Source organism: Streptomyces sp. 7N604, assembly GCF_052245475.1.
Taxonomy (GTDB): domain Bacteria; phylum Actinomycetota; class Actinomycetes; order Streptomycetales; family Streptomycetaceae; genus Streptomyces.
On the sequence record NZ_JBQQBX010000029.1, the window covers coordinates 74,772 to 92,562 of the forward strand.

At 71.9% G+C, this 17,791-nt stretch carries 14 protein-coding genes and 2 pseudogenes; 7 read left to right on the forward strand and 9 right to left on the reverse strand.

The genetic code is table 11. The annotated features are described in order from the left end of the window. Positions 1–150: 150 nt before the first annotated feature. The gene (locus tag ACTWP8_RS28845) at positions 151–1,440 is read right to left on the reverse strand and encodes a class I SAM-dependent methyltransferase (RefSeq protein WP_443325024.1); all 1,290 of its coding nucleotides are present in this window, start codon (positions 1,438–1,440) and stop codon (positions 151–153) included. 138 nt (positions 1,441–1,578) lie between these two features. Further along, on the reverse strand, positions 1,579–1,896 hold the full coding sequence (locus tag ACTWP8_RS28850; RefSeq protein ID WP_443319972.1) for a 4a-hydroxytetrahydrobiopterin dehydratase: 318 nt from the start codon (positions 1,894–1,896) through the stop codon (positions 1,579–1,581). Between the two features lie 176 nt (positions 1,897–2,072). Between ACTWP8_RS28850 and ACTWP8_RS28855 the strand changes: the two genes are divergently transcribed. Beyond that, positions 2,073–2,900, forward strand: coding sequence for a helix-turn-helix domain-containing protein (locus tag ACTWP8_RS28855; RefSeq protein ID WP_443325025.1), 828 nt, complete (start codon positions 2,073–2,075; stop codon positions 2,898–2,900). Here the strand turns inward: ACTWP8_RS28855 and ACTWP8_RS28860 are convergent. The 4 genes and pseudogenes from ACTWP8_RS28860 to ACTWP8_RS28875 form a co-directional block, all read right to left on the reverse strand. Next, complete coding sequence (locus ACTWP8_RS28860; protein WP_443325026.1) at positions 2,890–3,264, reverse strand: nuclear transport factor 2 family protein; 375 nt, start codon at positions 3,262–3,264, stop codon at positions 2,890–2,892. The genes ACTWP8_RS28855 and ACTWP8_RS28860 overlap by 11 nt on opposite strands. Positions 3,265–3,492: 228 nt before the next feature. Continuing rightward, positions 3,493–5,748 carry an alkaline phosphatase family protein gene (locus tag ACTWP8_RS28865; protein ID WP_443325063.1) on the reverse strand — a complete coding sequence of 752 codons (2,256 nt, stop codon included), beginning with the start codon at positions 5,746–5,748 and terminating at the stop codon, positions 3,493–3,495. 126 nt (positions 5,749–5,874) lie between these two features. Further along, positions 5,875–7,713: an AMP-dependent synthetase/ligase gene (locus ACTWP8_RS28870; RefSeq protein WP_443325027.1), complete on the reverse strand. Its 1,839-nt coding sequence runs from the start codon at positions 7,711–7,713 to the stop codon at positions 5,875–5,877. A gap of 366 nt (positions 7,714–8,079) precedes the next feature. Then, positions 8,080–8,246, reverse strand: a pseudogene (locus ACTWP8_RS28875) (LysR family transcriptional regulator); the annotation flags it as partial. A 41-nt stretch (positions 8,247–8,287) separates the two neighbouring features. Here ACTWP8_RS28875 and ACTWP8_RS28880 point away from each other — a divergent pair. Continuing rightward, the gene (locus tag ACTWP8_RS28880; RefSeq protein WP_443325028.1) at positions 8,288–8,482 is read left to right on the forward strand and encodes a hypothetical protein; all 195 of its coding nucleotides are present in this window, start codon (positions 8,288–8,290) and stop codon (positions 8,480–8,482) included. On the opposite strand, the gene ACTWP8_RS28885 is transcribed toward ACTWP8_RS28880, so the two are convergent. Beyond that, the gene (locus ACTWP8_RS28885; RefSeq protein ID WP_443325029.1) at positions 8,479–10,398 is read right to left on the reverse strand and encodes an exo-alpha-sialidase; all 1,920 of its coding nucleotides are present in this window, start codon (positions 10,396–10,398) and stop codon (positions 8,479–8,481) included. The genes ACTWP8_RS28880 and ACTWP8_RS28885 overlap by 4 nt on opposite strands. A gap of 273 nt (positions 10,399–10,671) precedes the next feature. Here ACTWP8_RS28885 and ACTWP8_RS28890 point away from each other — a divergent pair, with 273 nt between their 5' ends. Continuing rightward, complete coding sequence (locus ACTWP8_RS28890; RefSeq protein ID WP_443325030.1) at positions 10,672–11,889, forward strand: cytochrome P450 family protein; 1,218 nt, start codon at positions 10,672–10,674, stop codon at positions 11,887–11,889. Positions 11,890–11,978: 89 nt separating this feature from the next. Here the strand turns inward: ACTWP8_RS28890 and fdhD are convergent, their stop codons facing one another. Beyond that, positions 11,979–12,827, reverse strand: coding sequence for a formate dehydrogenase accessory sulfurtransferase FdhD (gene fdhD, locus ACTWP8_RS28895; protein WP_443325031.1), 849 nt, complete (start codon positions 12,825–12,827; stop codon positions 11,979–11,981). Between the two features lie 344 nt (positions 12,828–13,171). Here fdhD and ACTWP8_RS28900 point away from each other — a divergent pair, with 344 nt between their 5' ends. From ACTWP8_RS28900 to ACTWP8_RS28910, 3 genes are all read left to right on the forward strand, one after another. Continuing rightward, on the forward strand, positions 13,172–14,071 hold the full coding sequence (locus ACTWP8_RS28900) for a glutamate ABC transporter substrate-binding protein (protein WP_443325032.1): 900 nt from the start codon (positions 13,172–13,174) through the stop codon (positions 14,069–14,071). Positions 14,072–14,287: 216 nt separating this feature from the next. Further along, positions 14,288–15,115 (forward strand): hypothetical protein, encoded by an 828-nt coding sequence (locus ACTWP8_RS28905; RefSeq protein WP_443325064.1) that lies wholly within the window; start codon positions 14,288–14,290, stop codon positions 15,113–15,115. 132 nt (positions 15,116–15,247) lie between these two features. Further along, complete coding sequence (locus tag ACTWP8_RS28910; protein ID WP_443325033.1) at positions 15,248–16,474, forward strand: lactonase family protein; 1,227 nt, start codon at positions 15,248–15,250, stop codon at positions 16,472–16,474. 204 nt (positions 16,475–16,678) lie between these two features. Here the strand turns inward: ACTWP8_RS28910 and ACTWP8_RS28915 are convergent, their stop codons facing one another. Next, positions 16,679–17,302 (reverse strand): GNAT family N-acetyltransferase, encoded by a 624-nt coding sequence (locus ACTWP8_RS28915; protein WP_443325034.1) that lies wholly within the window; start codon positions 17,300–17,302, stop codon positions 16,679–16,681. A 199-nt stretch (positions 17,303–17,501) separates the two neighbouring features. Between ACTWP8_RS28915 and ACTWP8_RS28920 the strand changes: the two are divergent. After that, positions 17,502–17,769, forward strand: a pseudogene (locus ACTWP8_RS28920) (succinate--CoA ligase subunit alpha); the annotation flags it as partial. Positions 17,770–17,791: the final 22 nt, after the last annotated feature.

Sequence of the window (17,791 nt, forward strand, 5' to 3'; positions counted from 1 at the left end):
ACGCGGGCTCAAACGTCACCTGGGCTCAACGCCCAGCGGGCTCAACGTCACTCGGCCTGAACGCCACGCAGGCTCAACGCTCCGCGCTGAACCCCCGCGCTGAACCCCCGCACTGAACGCCCGTGGGGGCCGAACCTCACCCCTCGGCCGTCAGGCCACCTCATCCGGTGTCAGCAGCAGGTGCTGCACGTCCAGTTGGCGCGACCGGAAGCCCGCCTCTGCGGCGGCCAGATGGAACGTCCACATCCGCCGGAAGGTCTCGTCGAACCCGAGGGGGGTGAGTTCCTCGGCCGCCCGCTCGGTGAACCGCTCCCGCCACAGCCGCAGGGTCTCGGCGTAATGCGCCCCGAAAGTCTCGCGCCCGGCGATCCGCAGGTCGGTGTGCGCCGCGATGATCTGCTCGATCGCCTCGGCGGAGGGGATCCGGCCGCCGGGACGGATGTACTTGCCGGCCCACGTGGGGGCGGAGAGTGAGGCGAGCATCCGGTCGTGCGGCATGGTGACCGTCTGCAGGGCGACCCTGCCGCCTGCCGCGAGCATCCGGTCCAGGGCGGTGAAGTACACCGGCCAGGACTCCGCGCCGAGCGTCTCGGCCATCTCCACGCTCACGATGGCGTCGAAGCTGCCGATGACGCGCCGGAAGTCGCGCAGCAGCACGGTGGCCCGCGCTGTGAGTCCCGCCTGCTCGATACGCCACCGGGCCAGCTCGTACTCCTCCCTGGACGAGGTGACGGACAGGACCCGGGCGCCGCGCCCGGCGGCCCGGATCGCCAGCTCGCCCCAGCCGGTCCCGAGTTCGAGCAGCTGCGTGCCCGGGCCGACGGCGGCCAGGTCCAGCAGCCGGTCGATCTTGCGGTGCTGCGCGGCGGGCAACTCCGCGCGGTCCGCGGGGAAGCCGCCGAAGACGGCCGACGAGTACGTCATGGTCTGGTCGAGGAAGCTCGCGAAGAGCTCCCTCGGCAGGTCCTGGCGGTACGGAGTGGCGTGGAGGGTGCTGCGGGGAGTGCTGTGGGGACGGGACGCGGGCGGGCTCAGGGCCCGGCGTCCGCGCAGCCGTTGCAGCCCGCGCAGCGGCGCGGGGACGAGTCCTGCCGCGTCGTCGGCGAGCACGGTCAGCAGGCCCACGAGGTCGTCCGCATCCCACTCCCGCGCCATGTACGACTCGCCCAGGCCGATCTGGCCGGCGGCGCCGATCCGGCGGAAGAGGGCACCGGGGTCGTGCACCCGCATCAGCGGGCCGCGGGCGCCGAGCGACTCCCTGTGGTGCAGCTGGACCCGTATCGGCAGCCGGGCCGGAGCGCGGCGTACGGCTCGCTCGGCCGCGGCGGCGTGCGCCCGCGCGCAGCGCGGCACGCTCGCCACATCTGGCCATCGCTCCGGATCCACGGCGGCGGCCGCCACCGCATCCATCAGGGCCGTCGGATGCCGTTCCACCGTCATGCCGCTCCCCTCGCACCTGCCGCGGGGCCATGCCCCCTTGGTGGTTATTCGGGGCAGCGGCGGCGGGGGATTGGTGGCGGAGGGAGATCGTGCCGCGAACGGGCCTACCGCGCCCCGCTCTGATCCCCGCCGGCCCTGTTAGCCCGCCGTGCCGCCCACCCCGTGCTCGGAGGCGATCTGCTCGATCCGGTGGGCCAGTTCGAGGTCGAGCTCCGTCACCTTGCCGCCCACGCTGTGGGTGCTCGAGGAGGCCGTGAGCTTGTTGTACGAGAGCGTCAGATCCGCGTGGTGGTCCAGGGCATCCTGGACCCGGGCGATCTGCCCGACCATGGCCGCCGCCGCGAGGTGCCCCTCGAAGGTGTACGTCCGCTCGATCCGGTTCTTGGTCAGGGCCCAGCCGGGGAGCTCGGTGAGCGCGTCCTCGATCTCCTTGTGGGACAGCGGTTCGGGTGCCATGGCTGCTGCCTTCCGTACAGGGGATGCCGTATCCGGATGCCGTATGGGGGTGCCGTATCCGCGTGCCCCGTCTCCCAGCCTGCCATCGGACGGGGCCGGTTTCCCGCCGATGTGCTCCTGGTGCGGGACCGCACCTCCCCGGTGGCCGGACAGCGGCTCCGGTTACGGTCGGCCGTATGACGACACTTGCGCCGGACTCGGGAGTGGGGCCGTTGCTGCGCAGCTGGCGCGAGCGGCTCCGGATCAGCCAGCTCGAGCTGGCGCTGCGCGCCGACTCCTCGGCCCGCCACATCAGCTTCATCGAGACCGGGCGCGCCCGGCCCAGCCAGGAAATGATTCTGCGGCTCGCGGAACACCTCGACGTGCCCGTACGGGAGCGGAACGCCCTGCTGCTCGCGGCCGGCTACGCGCCGCAGTACCCGGAGACGCCGCTCGACGACCCGGCGATGGACGCGCTGCGCAAGGGCATGGAGCGGCTGCTGGCGGGCTACGAGCCGTATCCCGCGCTGGTGGTGGACGGCCTGTACACCGTGCTCGCCGCCAACCGGGGCATCGCCATGCTGCTGGAGGGCGTGCCCCGCGACCTGCTCGAACCGCCGCTGAACGCCATGCGGATCACCCTGCACCCCGAAGGCCTGGCGCGGCGCATCCGCAACCTGCGCGAGTGGCGCGGGCACCTGCTGGAGCAGATGGAGCGGCAGATCGCGCTGCTCAGGTCGGAGCCCTTGCGCGAACTGTACGAGGAGGTGAGCGCGTATCCGCTTCCCGCTCCGCCGGATGACGGCGGGGGTGCCGGGGACGGGGCGGCGCCTACGGGCGGCCGGAATCCGAAGCCGCTCGCGCTGCCGCTGCGGATCGAGCACGGCGGGCGGGTGCTGTCCTTGCTGTCGACGATCGCCACGTTCAACACGCCGATGGACGTGACCGTCTCCGAGCTGGCCATCGAGACGTTCCTCCCGGCCGACCCGGAGACAGCCACCCACCTTCAGGCGCTCATGCCGTAGGGACGCGGTCGAGGAAGCCGTAGACGGTGCGGATCCGGCCGTCCTCGGCGAGGACGGCGACGTCCGAGCCCGCCACGGGCGCCGAGCCGTCGGCGGCCGAGACCAGCTCCCAGCTGAAGCGGGCGATGCGGTGGTGTGCGTCGACGGTCCCGGTCCGGCGGAACGTGAAGCCGGGGAACTGCTCCTGCGCGCCCGCGATGACCGCGGCGAGGCCGTCGTGCCCTGCGGTGTCGGCGAGCGGATCGGTGTACGTGCCGTCCTCGGTCCAGGCGGCGGCGACGGCCTTGGCGCGGGCGTCCGGGCCGGTGGCGTTCCAGGCCTCGAAGTAGCGGGCGACGGCAGCGTTGGCGACGGGGTCGGTCATGGCGGCTCGGCCTCCGGTCTCGTGCGCATGCGAATGCGCTGGTCAGGGGCCGGGTTCCGGGGCGGAGTGCGCCGCCCCGGAACCCGGTGACGCCACCTTGCCCGCCGAAGCGCGCGACCGTCGATTACGCCGGAGGTAATGCGCGAGGGGCCCTTCCCGCTTCCCACCCGACCCGCCTGCCCGTTCTCGGGCAGAAGGGACGTCCCGTCAAAGGGCGGGTGGGGCGGGTTACCGCGCCGCGGGAGCGGGTGTCGCGTCGGGGCCGGCCCCGGACCCGGGTGACCGCGCTGGCGCGTCGGCAGCCCCGGGTGCGGTGGGCGCGGCTCGGGGGGCCGAGATGGGCACCTCCGGCCCGTACGCGTCGTGCAGCCAGGCGCGGAGCACCTGGTGGAGCCGTTCCGCGCCCGCCAGTCGCCCGCCGTCGCCCACCGGCGGCGTGAGCCCGACCGGCCAGAGCAGGAACGCCCGGGTCTGGCTGCCGCCGAGCCCGCCGTGCGAGCCGATCTGGTCCTCGAAGGCGTACACCTCGCCCGTCGCCGGGTCGTACGCGGAGTTGACCATGACGTCCCCCGCGTGCGGGAACGACGCCGTGCGCCGCACGGCGTCCTCCGCGCCCGGTCCGAAGCGGGCCAGCGGATTCACCGCGCCATCGCCCGAACCGTCCCCCACCAGCTCGCCCGTGTCGAGCCGCAGCTCCGCGCCGCCCGCGCCCAGCACCACAGGCCCGTGCTCCGCGCTTCGGACGAGCACGAAGCCCACGCCCGGATGCTCCGCCAGCGTGCGCAGCAGCGCCGGGTGGCGGGCGTCGATCTCCTCGCGGCTCACCCGGCCCGGCAAATCCGGGAAGGTGACGAGCCCGAGATTGCCCGAGGCGAGCACGACCGGGTCGGCCGCGGGGACACGCCCCCGGTTCCGCGCCCTGCCGTGCCCGTCGCCCCGGCTCTGCCTCCGGCGGACCCGTTCCATCCGGGCTCGGCCCCGCCCCCGGCGCTCGCCGTTGGCCTTCTCCGGCCGGTGCAGTGCCGCCCGTGCCGCACCCCGCGCCTCCGCACCGGTGGAGGCCGTGGATCCCCGGCCTCCACCACGCAGCACCCCGGCTCGCCGCGCCAGGGGCAGCCCGCACCCGGCGCGGACCAGGTCGTGCAGCGTCAGGCCGTAGGTGGCCGCGAAGGTCGGCCCGGGGCTCTGGCCGTGGTCGGACAGCAGCACGATCCGGTACTCCCGCGGCGCGTGCTCCGCGACCTTGGCGATCAGCGCGATGCTCCGGTCGATGCGGGCCAGGACCTTCTCGGCGTCGCGGCTGCGCGGCCCCGAGTGGTGGGCCACCTCGTCGTAGCCGACCAGGTCGGCGTAGACCGCCGTACGCCCCGCCAGCATGTCCCCGATCACCGCCGCGACGACGACATCCCGCTCGACGACGGTCGCGAACGCGCGGATGAAGGGGTAGAGGCCGCCCCGCCTGATGCGCGGCTCGTCGCGCCGCAGCCACGCGCGCGTGGACTGGCCGATCTCGCGGCAGACTTCGGCGGCGTACGAGACGGCCGTACGGGTCGCGTTCGCGGGGTCGGAGAAGTACGCGTAGTAGCCCGCGCGGGAGCGGTTCCGGCTGCCGCGCCTGGCCGACATCGACAGCACGAGCGCCAGCTGCTCGGCCCCGCCGCTGAAGAGATTCCCGCGGCTCGCCCCGTCGACCGTGAGCAGCCCGCCGTTGCCGGTACGCGCGATGGCGCGGCGCTGGAGCTCGGCGACGGTCGTGGGGCGGCTGCACACCATGACCTCGCCGGTCTCCTTCTCGTACCAGCGGAAGGCGGGCACGTCGAAGTTCGAGCCGTGGAGGATGGCCAGCTGGCTGGCGCCGGTCTGGCTGGACCAGTCGGTGTGCCAGGGCGTGAGCCGGTGGCTGCCGCCCGCGTACCATCCGGCCACGGTCTCCATGAGCGGCGGTCGCCCGCGCACCGCGTCGGCCAGGACGTCGTACCCGACCCCGTCCAGCTGCAGGAACACCGTCCCGGGCGCCTTCGACTGCCCCGGGCTGTCGTCGCGCCGCCGTCTGCGCCGGTCGGCGAGCCGGTAGAGCCGCCGCCGGTACGCACCGTCGTCGCGCACCGCCAGCGCCGTGCTCGTCGCCGAGGCGACGGCCGACATGACCGCCGCGACGACCACCGCCGTCTCGGGCGCGACCTCGCCCCGCTGGTCAGGTACCAGCCGCAGCGCGATCAGCAGCACCGAGCCGTTGAGGAAGAACACCAGCAGCCCGAGGACGAACGCGGGCACCAGCAGCAGCGCCCGTACGAGCGCGGGCCAGACCAGCGCGCTGAGCAGGCCGAAGGCCCCGGCCCCGAGGGCGGCGGTCACACCGATACGGGTAGCGCTGTCGCCGTCGGCGGACTGCAGCCGGAAGTCGGGCAGGACGCCGGCGAGCACGAGCATCGTCAGGGTGCTCGCTCCCCAGACGACCAGCACCCGCAGCACCGCGCCGCCCACCGCACGCCACGTGCCTTCGACCACGGCGCTCCCACCTCATCGGCCCGCCCGCGCGGCAGCGCGGGCCCGCTCTCCAGCGTGGCACAGCGCCGGTCAGGCGTAGGTCAGGCGTAGGTCAGGCGTACGTCAGCCGTGGTAGAGCGCATCGACCTCGGCCGCGTACGCCTTCTCGATGACTTTGCGCTTCAGCTTCAGGGAGGGCGTCAGCATCCCGTGTTCCTCGGAGAACTGCCCCGCAAGAATCCGGAAGGTACGGATCGACTCGGCCTGCGACACCAAGGTGTTCGCGGCGACGACGGCCCGTCGTATCTCGGTCTCCAGGTCCGGGTCCCGCACCAGTTCCGTGGGCGTCAGCTTCGGCTTGCCGTGCATCGTCAGCCAGTGGTCCACGGAGTCCGGGTCGAGGGTGACCAGCGCCGCGACGTACGGCCGGTCGTTGCCGACGACGATGCACTGGCCGACCAGCGGGTGCGCCCGCACCCGTTCCTCCAGTGGGATCGGCGAAACGCTTTTGCCGCCCGAGGTCACCAGGATCTCCTTCTTGCGCCCGGTGATGGAGAGATAGCCGTCCTCGTCGAGCGAGCCGAGGTCGCCGGTCGCCAGCCAGCCGTCCCGCAGGGTGGCCTCGGTCGCCTTGGGGTTGTTGAGGTAGCCGTCGAAGACCTGCCCGCCGTACAGCCACACCTCGCCGTCGTCCGCGATGTACACCGTGGTCCCGGGGATGGGCTTGCCCACCGTGCCGTAGCGGGTCCGCCGGGGCGGATTGGCGGTGGCGGCAGCGGTCGACTCGGTGAGCCCGTAGCCCTCGTAAACGGTGATGCCCGCGCCGTAGAAGAACAGTCCGAGCCGTCGGTCCATCGCCGAGCCGCCCGACATCGCGGTCCTGATCCTGCCGCCCATCGCCTCGCGCAGCTTGCTGTACACGAGCTTCTCGAACAGCTGGTGCTGCACGCGCAGGGCCGCACTCGGGCCGTTCCCGGTACCGTGGTTGCGGTGCTCCACCGCCTCCGCGTACTTCACCGCGACGTCGACGGCCTTGTCGAAGGGACCGAGCTTTCCCTCCGCCTCGGCTTTGCGCCGCGCCGCGTTGAAGATCTTCTCGAAGACGTAGGGCACGGCGAGGATGAAGGTCGGCTTGAAGGCGGCCATGTCCGGCACCAGCTCGGCCGCGCTGAGATTCGGCTGGTGACCGAGCTTCACCTTGCCGCGGATCGCCGTGATCTGCACCATGCGGCCGAAGACGTGCGCGAGCGGCAGGAAGAGCAGGGTGGACGCCTGGTCGCCGGGCTTGGAGTGGAACACCGGCTCCCAGCCGCCGACGAGGGTGTCGACTTCGAACATGAAGTTCGCGTGGGTGATCACGCAGCCCTTGGGGCGGCCGGTGGTGCCGGAGGTGTAGATGATGGTGGCGGGGGAGTCCGGCGTGACGGCCAGCCGGTGCCGGTGCACCACGTCGTCATCGATGTGGGCACCCGCGGCGACGAGTTCGCTCACGGCGTCGCTGTCCAGCTGCCAGAGCCGGTTGAGCTGCGGCAGCCGGTCGATGACCGAGCCGATCGTCATGGCGTGGTCCTCGTGCTCCACGATGACGGAGGAGACGCCGGCGTCGTAGAGCATCCAGAACGCCTGCTCGGCGGAGGAAGTCGGGTAGACCGGTACGGACTGGGCTCCGATCGACCACAGCGCGAAGTCGAAGAGGGTCCACTCGTAGCGCGTGCGGCACATGATGGCGACCCGGTCGTTGAACCGGACGCCCTGGGCGAGCAGTCCCTTGGCGATGGCCAGTACCTCATCGCGGAACTGCGCGGCGGTGACATCCTGCCACTCGTCGTCGACCTTCCGGCCGAGAGCCACCCGGTCGGGGTCCTCGGCGGCATGGTCGAACACGGCGTCGGCAAGCCCGCCGACGTAGGCGGCGTCCACCTCGGCGGGGACGGTGATCTCGCGCAATGACCTGCTCCTCATGTGCATCGCACAGCGCGGCGACCGTACCCGATAGCGCTCCGGGAGGGGAGGCCCTCGGCGGACCCGGGTGTCGCGCCGAACGGGCTGGTCAGACGTCGATGTGCGGCCCATGCAGGCAAATTGGTCCGCTGGGGCTGACTCTGGAGTAAGAACGGTGGCCTGAAATCTCCACCGAATCCGCGCCCTGTGGTCACGGGCGCATTACAGTACCCAGCGACTTCCGTTTTCTCCATCGCCATGACGGGACTGTTGCGTACGGGCCGACGGACCGGTGGAGACGGTCGCCGCCCTCGGGAAGGCTGCGGCCAGTGCATCGGCCGCCTCCCGGGCGGCAGGCCTCCGGCCGGCCGACTGCAGCAGGAGATGCCCGGCGGGCGGGTAGACGATCAGCGGCACGGGCCGGTCCGGCTCGATGCGCGGCAGCTCGGCGCCGATCCACACCAGCTTGTCCCGCCTTGTCCCGCCACACCAGGCGGCCGTGCGTCTGGCTCGGGGCGGCGCTTGGCCAGTACGAGGTCCAGGCGCCCGGCGGCCGGCTTGAAGAGCCTGGCGACCGGGCTGCCGATGGCGACGGGTGCTGTTCGGGGCCCAGGCGGGCCTGGCCGTGCTGCCGCTGATGCTCCTCCACCTGATGCACCTGATGGTCGGTGCGGGCATCGCCAGGCGCTACGCGAGGATGCCTGCCGTCGGCCCCGGCCCGGATCCGCTGCCCGCCGTGGCGGCGGGCAGGAACTCGCCCGCCGCGACGGCGATGGCCAGGAGGGGCTAACTGGTGCGGTCGAACGGCAGCCACAGGACCGTGGAGCCGTAGATCGGGGCGTTGGACTCGCGGACGCGCGCGAGTTCGGCGTCGGACAGCGCCCGGCTGTAGACCCTCACCTCGTCGAGCGATCCGGTCAACCAGCCGCGGCTGTCGGCCTTCTGGCCCACGTGGACGCCGAACGTCGAGCTGCGGCTCACCGTGCCCGGCGCGTCCGGCGCGACCGTGTCAACTCCGTCGACGGTGAGGTGGAGCTGCCCGTCGGTGCGGCGCAGCGCCAGGTGGTGCCACTGGCCGTCGTTGTACGGCTGGGTGGTCCTGACCGCGGCCGTCGCGGCCGGTGCCGCGCCGTTCACCGTGGTCATCAGGGCCGTGACCCTGCCCCGGTCGGGCTCGCCGCGCACCCAGACCTGCGGGTTCCTGGTGCCGACGCCGCCCATCCACAGGAACGGCTGGTCGCCGTCAGTCGCGCTGTAGCGGAACCACAGGCTCGCGGTGAAGTCCCGGGTGCCGAGCGGCAGCGAGCGTCGGAACGGAAGCCGCACCGCGTCGTCGGTGCCGTCGAAGGACAGCGCACGGCCGAACCGTCCGTCCACCGTGGACGCCCCGCCGAGCACCGCCGCACCCCGGGCGAACGGTGCCAGATCCGGCGTCGTCGGATCCGGGCCGCGCCGGGGGCCGAGCCAGTCCTCGGTGAAGCGCGCGAAGCGGATCTCGTCCCGCGCGTCGACCGCCCCGCCCTCGTACAGCAGGCCGACCTCCTTCCCCGAGATGGCGACCATGTCGGAGTAGCCCGACCAGTCGGTGGTCACGGTCGCTCCGCGGTCCACGCTCTCCCAGGTCCTGCCCTCGTCGTACGAGGAGCGGATGCTCATCGTGCGGCGCCGGTCGGGGTCGGCGGGGGCGGAGAACAGCAGCCGGCCGGGCTTGGTGCGGGAGCCGCCGGGCAGCCGCAGGACCGAGCCCTGCACCATGGGCGTGTAGAGGTCGGGGATCGCGCGGAACGGATGCTCGAAGCTCTCCCCGCCGTCCCGGCTCACCGCGTACGTGCGGTGGCCCAGGTCGGTGCCGTCCTGCTCGCGCCCGTTGACGTAGATCGTGCCGTCGTGCCGCTCCACCAGGGTCATCTCGGACGGCTTCTGGCGGAACAGCCCGTCAGGCGCTATGGCCCAGCTGTCCACCGCGCCGATGCGCCAGTTGCGGCCGCCGTCGTCGCTGTGCACCAGGGCGGCGTGGTTGGCGGTTATCCGCGTCCCGTCGTGGGTCTCGGTGTTGACTCCGAACACCAGCCGCCCGGCGTGCGGGCCGTGCGCCAGCTGGATGCCGTGCACGGGACCGGTGGCGTACCAGGAGTTCCAGTCCGGACGGCGGATGGAGCCGGTCAGGTCCTGCGGCTCGGACCAGCTCGCCCCTTCGTCGTCGCTGTACTGCAGATGCGGGGTCCTGTCGCACGGCACGTCGCACGGCAGGGAGTCGTCGCGGCCCTTGTTGTACGTGCTGGCGAGCACGATCCGGCCGGTCCGCCGGTCCACGATCGGCGCCGGGTTCCCGTGCGTGTCGCCGCGGCCCTCGTCGATCACCTGGAGCGGACCCCAGGTGCGCCCGCCGTCGGTGGACCGCTTGAGGACCAGGTCGATGTCCCCGGCGTCGCCGCAGTTGTCCACCCGGCCCTCGGCGAAGGCGAGCAGCGTGCCGCGGGTGGACTTCACTATCGCCGGGATCCGGAAGCAGGCGTACCCGGGATCCTGCGAGGCCTTGAAGAGCACCTGCTGCTCGATGCCGGTACGGGCCGCGGCCGGGGACTCCTCCGCGGCTGCGGCCCGTACGGTGACGGCCGGTGAGATGAGGGCCGCGACGGCGAGTAAGGCCATTACGCGGAGAAGAGGGCGTCTGGCGGCTGTGCGTGCGGGGAGAACTGACGGCATGACACGTCCCTTCAGCCGATAGTCCGGACATCCCACGTCCCATGTCCGGAGCGTCGAAGGTACGTGCCTGGTAATCCTTCCCACAAGCGCCGTGCGCGACTCGGCTCGTCCGGAGTACGGCCCTTCCCCGGAATGGCCCGCGACTCACCGTCAGGTCCCGCGGCAGCCCCGCGAGAGTGCGCCGGGTCGCGGTCGGAGCGGCGGCGCCGGATCATGTGTACCCGAGTGGTCCCACTGCCCCAATTCATTGACGCCCAGAGGAAGTTGACGCTTATGGACACTGCTGGCCGCAGAACCGGACCGGCCTGCCCCCTCGGCTACGACCAGCACGCCGACAACGCCCGGCTGCGGGAGGCCGGAGCCGCGGCCCCGGTGGAGCTTCCCGGCGACGTCCCCGCCTGGGCGATAACCCGCCACGACGCGCTCCAAGCGGCCCTCGCCGACCCGCGGTTCGCCAAGTCCCACGAGCACTGGGCCGCGCTCGCCGAAGGCAGGGTGCCGCCCGGCTGGCCGCTGATGACCTTCATCGTCAACAAGGGCATGACCACGGCCGACGGCGAGGAGCACCGGCGGCTGCGCACCCTGGTCACCCAGGCGTTCACGCCGCGCCGCGTCGCCGCCCTGCGCCCCCGGATCGAGGCGCTCACCGACGAGCTCCTCGACGGCCTCGCCTCCGCCGCGCCGGGCCCCGTCGACCTGCGCGCCCGCTATGCGTACCCGCTGCCGATGAGCGTCATCTCCGAGCTCCTCGGCGTCCCGGAGGACCGCCGCGACCAACTCCACCGGCTGTGCGAGATCCTCGTCAGCAGTGACACCGCCCCGGCAGACGCGATCGCCAACGTCCGCGCCCTGCACGCCGTACTCGGCGAGATCATCGAGGGCAAGCGGCGGGCCCCCGCCGACGACCTCACCTCCGCGCTCATCGCCGCCCGCGAGGAGGGGGACCGGCTCGGCGAGGAGGAGCTCGTCGGGACGCTGCTGCTGATGTTCCTCGCCGGGCACGCGACCACGACGAACCTCATCTGCAACGCCGTACGGGCGCTGCTCACCCATCCCGGGCAGCTCGCGCTCGTGACGTCGGGGGAGCGGTCCTGGGGCGACGTCGTCGAGGAGACGCTGCGGTTCGACAGCCCGGTCGGGCAGTTCCCGATGCGCTACGCCACCGAGGATGTGGAGGTGGAGGGCAGGGTCATCCGCAAGGGCGAGGCGGTCCTCGCCTCGTACGCCGCGGCCGGGCGCGACCCGCACAAGTACGGCGAGGACGCCGGGAGCTTCGACATCACCCGCGGGCCGGCCCGGCACCTGTCGTTCGGGTACGGGGCGCACTTCTGCTTAGGGGCGGGGCTGGCCCGGACGGAGGGCGAGACGGCGCTGAGCCGCCTCTTCGAGCGGTTCCCGGATCTCGCGCTCGCCGCGAGGCCCGGCGACCTCGAGCCCCTCCCGTCGATCGTCTCGAACGGCATCCGTGCCTTGCCGGTGACGCTCGCCTAGCGTTGTGGGCATTCGTTCCGCGGGGCGGAACGAATGCCCACAGCTCGTGGGAACGCCGGCCCACAACCCGGCGAGGACCGGCCCGCGCCTCAGCGTCCCGCAGCCGCGGCCCGCAGGGCGACGCGCTCCTCACCCGCGTACACGTTCATGGACCTGCCGCGCAGGAACCCGACCAGCGTCAGCCCGCTCTCGACCGCCAGGTCCACCGCGAGCGACGAGGGCGCCGAGACCGCCGCGAGCACCGGGATGCCCGCCATGATCGCCTTCTGGGCCAGCTCGAACGACGCGCGGCCCGAGACCAGCAGGATCGTCCGCGACAGCGGCAGCGACCCGGACTGCAGCGCCCGGCCGATCAGCTTGTCGACGGCGTTGTGGCGGCCGACGTCCTCCCGCAGGTCCAGCAGCTCGCCCCCCGCGGAGAACAGCCCCGCCGCGTGCAGCCCCCCGGTCCGGTCGAAGACCCGCTGAGCGGCCCGCAGCCGGTCGGGGAGTGCGGACAGGAGGGCGGGCTCGACCCGGACCGAGGGAGTGTCGGTGATCGGCCAGCGGGCCGTGGTCCGTACGGCGTCCAGGCTGGCCTTGCCGCACAGCCCGCACGACGAGGTGGTGTAGACGTTCCGCTCGAGGGTGATGCCGGGGACGGGCACACCGGGCGCGAGCTGCACGTCCACCACGTTGTACGTGTTCGAGCCGTCGGCCGTAGCCCCCGCGCAGTAGACGATGTTCGCCAGCTCGTCCGCCGTGCCGAGAACGCCCTCGCTCACCAGGAACCCGGCGGCGAGCGCGAAGTCGTCGCCCGGCGTGCGCATGGTGATCGCCAGCGGCTTGCCGTTGAGCCGGATCTCCAGTGGCTCCTCGGCGACGAGCGTGTCGGGGCGCGTGCTGACCGCCTCGTCCCGGATGCGTACGACGCGGCGTCGCTCGGTGCCCCGTCCCATGATCAGCCTCACTCGGTTCAATCGACGCTGCGTATGTGCTGGTAGCCGAAGCGGCCCTAGGTGAAGAGGTTGCCGTGGGTCACCGGGTTGCCGTGCGGTGAGGTGACCTTCACGACCTCATTGTCCTGCACGTGCAGGGTCAGGCCTGACATCGGCGCCGATCGCACGGTGCCGGCAACTCCGACTCTCACATGTGACCTGCTCCGCAGTTCCGGGCGATACCGGCAGGCCGTTGCCGTGCCGTACAGTGCTCGCCTCGGCGGGGCCGGGGGAGCGGGGTGAGGGTCGGACCACGCGAGTCTCGGCCGCCGGCGAGCCCGGCATCACCATCCTTGGAGCACCGCATGACCGTCCGTAGACGCAGACAGAGATTCGCGGCGGGCATCGCCGTATGCATAGCCGCCGCCCTCTTCGCCGCCGGGTGCGGCGGCACGGACACCGAGGCGGATGACGAGGTGTGGGTGGTGCCCAACCCCACCTTCGAGCCCGGCAGCAGCATGGAGAAGCTCCACTCCGCGGGCAGGATCAGGATCGGCGTGGGGTTCGACCAGCCCGGGATCGGCCTGAAGAAGTCCGGTTCCGAAGAGCCGGTGGGCTTCGACATCGAGATGGCGAAGATCATCGCCGGGAAGCTGGGCATCGCGCCCGAGAAGATCGAGTGGGTCGAGACGGTGCCGAAGGACCGCGAGGCGAACCTGCAGAACGGGACGGTCGACCTCGTCCTCGCCACTTACTCGATCACCCCCGAGCGCCGCAAGGTCATCGGCATGGCGGGCCCCTACTACGAGACCGGTCAGCAGCTGCTCGTACGGAAGAACGACACGAGCATCTCCGGCCCGCGGGACGTCAAGGGCAAGAAGGTCTGCTCGGTCGCGGGCACGACATCGATTCAGCGGGTCGAGGAGACGTACGGGGCCAAGCCGGTTTCCGACGACACCTACACCGCGTGCGTCGACCGGCTCCTCGACGAGTCGGTCGACGTGGTCACCACGGACGGCGCGCTCCTGCTGGGCTACGCCGCAGAGAAGCCCGAAGAACTGAAGGTCGTCGGCGATCCGTTCAGCTCCGAGCGCTACGGCGTGGGGTACCGCAAGGGCGACACCCAGATGTGCGAGTTCCTCAACAGGGCCCTGAGCCGCTCCTACCGGGACGGGACGTGGGTCGACGCGCTGTCGAAGACGCTGTGGAAGACCACGGGTGCGGCGCCCTACCCGGACCTGGACCCCTGCCCGGCCGCGAGCTGACGCAGACCGCCGTCGGGTGGCTGCCGCGTGTCCGCCACTTCACATCCCTGAGATGACACGGAAGTTGGGGAGAAGTTGGCCTGTCCATGACCGATCCCTCTGCCAGACTGAGCCGCAGTCCCAGGCGGTCCGGTGCGGTTGAAAGGGGTCACGATGAGTTTCTGGCAACGTTGTCGGCATGGTGAGCGCGGTCGTTTCGGTCGGCGCGGGGTCACCATGGCGGTCGCGGCGGCGGTGGCCGTAGCCGTATGTGCCGCGCCCGCGCTGGGGGCGGACACCTGGACGGAGGCCGGGTCGGACCGCGCGGATCCGTTGACGGAGAGTCAGGGGCTGACCTCGGTCGAGGTCCCCGCGGACAGCCCCAACCGCTACACCGGCATCGGCACCATCCCCGGCGACGTCAGCAGCCGTGGCTGGAACCATGTCGGTGACCCGGACGCCTCCTACGACGGCCACTACATCGAGCCGTACCAGCGGGACGACGGCGGCGCCAAGATGTTCCGCGTGCAGGCGCCGGACGGCAGCTGGTCCGAGTACACCCACGAGCTGGTGTCCGGGGAGGCCCTGAACAACTCGTTCGTCACGATCTCGCCCGACGGGCAGTGGATGGTCTCCGGGGAGTGGGGTACGACCACCCGGCTGCTGGTCTTCCCCACCCCCGGCATCAACCCCGCGACCTCCCCCTCGGCGGACCTGCCCTACGGCTTCGCCATCAACCTCGACCACGCCGTACGCGATGTGCAGGGCTGCGACTTCTCCGGCCCGGCCACGCTGCTGTGCTCCTCCGACGACCCGGAGGGGTCGCTCTTCGGCATCACCAAGCCCCTGCTCCAGGTGGACCTCTCGGCGGCCCCGTCCGGCTCGGATGTCACCGGCCACGTCACGGCGCTGCGCCAACTGCCCCTGCAGAGCAGCTGCTCCGGGAACTTCGAGGCCGAGGGCATCGACTTCGACCGCCGCACCGGGACTCTGCGGGTCATCGTGCTCTCGCCCGGCGTCTGCGTGGTCAGCGACAGCAAGACATGGCGTTTCACAAAGGGTTGAGCCTGAGCCCGCCCCTTCCTTTCGTTGCGCTGTGTGCAATCTCGATTGCGTGCCTTGTCATGTGCATTGGTTCAGGCCAATGTTTCACCCACGGTCGACAGGAACCGAACCGGAATCCGGAGGGTGCAGAGCATGGGCGCAAACGGAGGGATGGGCCGCCGCCGTTTCCTCGGCGTGGCCGCAACGGGCATGGCGGCAACGGGTATAGCCGCGGGGTCGGCGGCAGCCGGGAACGCTGTCGCGACCCCGCCGCTCCAGAACGGCCAGGGCCACGGCCACGGCGAAGGCCACGGCCGCCCCACTCGTACGAGGCCGTGCTATCTCGGTACGTACACCTCGGGCGGCGGTGGCGGCACCGGCATAGGGCTCGCCACCTATCAGCCGGAGACCGGACAGCTCACCTCGACCGGAGTGATCGGGGGAGTCGCGGACCCCTCCTTCCTCGCGCTCGCGCGAGGCGGGCAGGCCCTGTACGCGGTCAACGAACAGGATCAGGGTGCGGTGACCGCCATCGCGCTCGGCGGCGGCGCAGGCGGACCGGTCGTACTCGGCTCGGAGAGCACCGGAGGCGCCGCTCCCTGCCATCTGTCCGTGCACCCGGGCGGCCGCTACCTGCTGAGCGCGAACTACGGTTCCGGCAGCGTCGCCGTGCACCCGATACGCGAGGACGCGAGCCTGGGTGCGCGTACCGATCTCGTACAGCACACCGGCTCCGGTCCCGACCCCGATCGGCAGACCGGCCCGCATGCGCACCAGGTCATCACCGACCCGGACGGCGCGCACGTCCTGGCGGTGGACCTGGGCTCCGACAGGGTGCACAGCTACCGCCTCGACGAGCGCACGGGCCGACTGGCGCATGCGTCGGAGGCCGCCACGCGGCCGGGCGCCGGGCCGCGTCACCTCGCCTTCCACCCGTCGGGCCGATTCGTCTATCTGGCGAACGAGCTGGACAACACGATCGTGGTCTGCGGTTACGAGAGCGGCACCGGAAAGCTCAGCGTCGGCACGCCCCAGCCCACGGCGCCCAAGGATGCCCCGGCAGTCGAGCGCAACTACCCGTCCGAGGTGCTGGTGTCGGCGGACGGCCGGTTCGTCTTCCTGGCCAACCGCGGACTCAACGGCATCACGCGCTACGCCGTGGGCGACGCCGGGGCGACGCTCACGCTGCTGGACGCGGTGCCGGTGCGCGGCGACTTCCCTCGGCACACCGCCTTCTCTCACGACGGAAAGCTGCTCTTCGCCGCGAACCAGAAGTCCGGCTCCGTGACCACCTTCACGGTGGACAGGTCCACGGGCGAACTGGCCGCCACCGGAAGTCCGTTCGCGGCACCGGCCCCGGTGTGCGTACTGCCCGGCTAGAGGACGTCCGACAGCGACCTGCCGCTCGGCGACCGGCCGGCAGGTGCACACGTGCACGACCGTGCGTGCCGGACACGCCGTACTTCGGGATGGCATTCATCCGGTCGGCGAACGGGTCGCCGGCTCGCTCGGGGCCACGCCGCGGCCATCGTCCGCCACGTGCGGCGCCCGAAGAGCTCTTCCCAGCTGCGGACGATATACGGGTCAGGGGCGCGGTTCGCGCCACATGGGCCACATATGCGGGCCGCCCGGGAGGTCGACCGTCTTGCCGGTGGAGACGAAGCCGAGGCGCTCGTAGAGAGCCTTGCTGCGCTTGTTGCTCGCCTCCAGGTAGGCGGGGGTTTCCTCGCGGTCGCAGCGCCGCAGGACCTGGGCCAGCAGTGCGCTGCCGAGGCCCTGGCCGTGGCGGGAAGGGGTGACGGCGATGAGGGGCAGGTAGTAGTGGGCGCTGTGCTGGGGGTGGGCCTCGGAGGTGAGGCGGCCGACGATGCCGGGGCGCTCGTTGCCGGGGTCGGCCTCCGCCAGCAGGGCGCCGATGTCGTCGCCCTCGTCCTCGTCGCCCTCCCCGTTCCCCGCCGGTACGGGCAGCCACAGCGCTGTCGCCGAGAGGTCGTCGGTGACGTCGACCCACCCCCCGCTCAGGGCCGCGTCCAGGAAGACGCCGAAGAAGCGGGGTTGGACGGCCCGTCGGTGCGCCTCGTCGGGGAACACCCAGCCGCTGACCGGGTCGTCCATGAACGCCTCTCCCAGCAGCCTGCTGATCGCGTCCCGCTCCTCCTGGCGGGCGCGGCGAATCCGCGCGCCCGGCTCGTTCTCCAACTGACTCACCGACGACTCCCTGCTCCACGAATGCCTGGGATCGGTATATCAGTTGGGCCGGTCCGCCCTCCCGCGAGGATGCATAGCCGGCGGAACCCCGGCTGACGGCAGCGCCGTTCGGGGCCCGGCCGCTCACCGCCGAGCTTCGTCCTGACGCGGTCTGACCCGAAGCCGCTGTGCAGGAGCTGCTGATCGTGCTCACCGGAGAGGCGGCGACGCGGGGGAGCGCGCCGCCGCGTACGCCGCCGAGCACGTCAGCAAGCCGGTCATCGGCTGCGTCGCGGGCTTCACCGCACCCGAGGGCAGGACGACGGGCCACGCCGGGGCCATCGTGCCGGGCTCGTCCGGCACGGCGCAGGCGAAGAAGGAGGCCAGGCCCTGGAGGCCGCAGGCATCAGGATCGGGGCACGCCGTCCGAGGCCACCGGTCTCGTCCTGGACCGGATCGCGGCTCCAGGTGACCTGACTCATAGTTGACACGGAGTCCGTATCCGGATCC

Coding starts and splice junctions, on each gene's coding strand:
- ACTWP8_RS28855 (WP_443325025.1), top strand. CDS start 2,073: ATGACGACACTTGCGCCGGACTCGGGAGTGGGGCCGTTGCTGCGCAGC.
- ACTWP8_RS28850 (WP_443319972.1), bottom strand. CDS start 1,896: ATGGCACCCGAACCGCTGTCCCACAAGGAGATCGAGGACGCGCTCACC.
- ACTWP8_RS28860 (WP_443325026.1), bottom strand. CDS start 3,264: ATGACCGACCCCGTCGCCAACGCTGCCGTCGCCCGCTACTTCGAGGCC.
- ACTWP8_RS28870 (WP_443325027.1), bottom strand. CDS start 7,713: ATGAGGAGCAGGTCATTGCGCGAGATCACCGTCCCCGCCGAGGTGGAC.
- ACTWP8_RS28900 (WP_443325032.1), top strand. CDS start 13,172: ATGACCGTCCGTAGACGCAGACAGAGATTCGCGGCGGGCATCGCCGTA.
- ACTWP8_RS28890 (WP_443325030.1), top strand. CDS start 10,672: ATGGACACTGCTGGCCGCAGAACCGGACCGGCCTGCCCCCTCGGCTAC.
- ACTWP8_RS28885 (WP_443325029.1), bottom strand. CDS start 10,398: ATGCCGTCAGTTCTCCCCGCACGCACAGCCGCCAGACGCCCTCTTCTC.
- fdhD (WP_443325031.1), bottom strand. CDS start 12,827: ATGGGACGGGGCACCGAGCGACGCCGCGTCGTACGCATCCGGGACGAG.
- ACTWP8_RS28910 (WP_443325033.1), top strand. CDS start 15,248: ATGGGCGCAAACGGAGGGATGGGCCGCCGCCGTTTCCTCGGCGTGGCC.
- ACTWP8_RS28905 (WP_443325064.1), top strand. CDS start 14,288: ATGGCGGTCGCGGCGGCGGTGGCCGTAGCCGTATGTGCCGCGCCCGCG.
- ACTWP8_RS28845 (WP_443325024.1), bottom strand. CDS start 1,440: ATGACGGTGGAACGGCATCCGACGGCCCTGATGGATGCGGTGGCGGCC.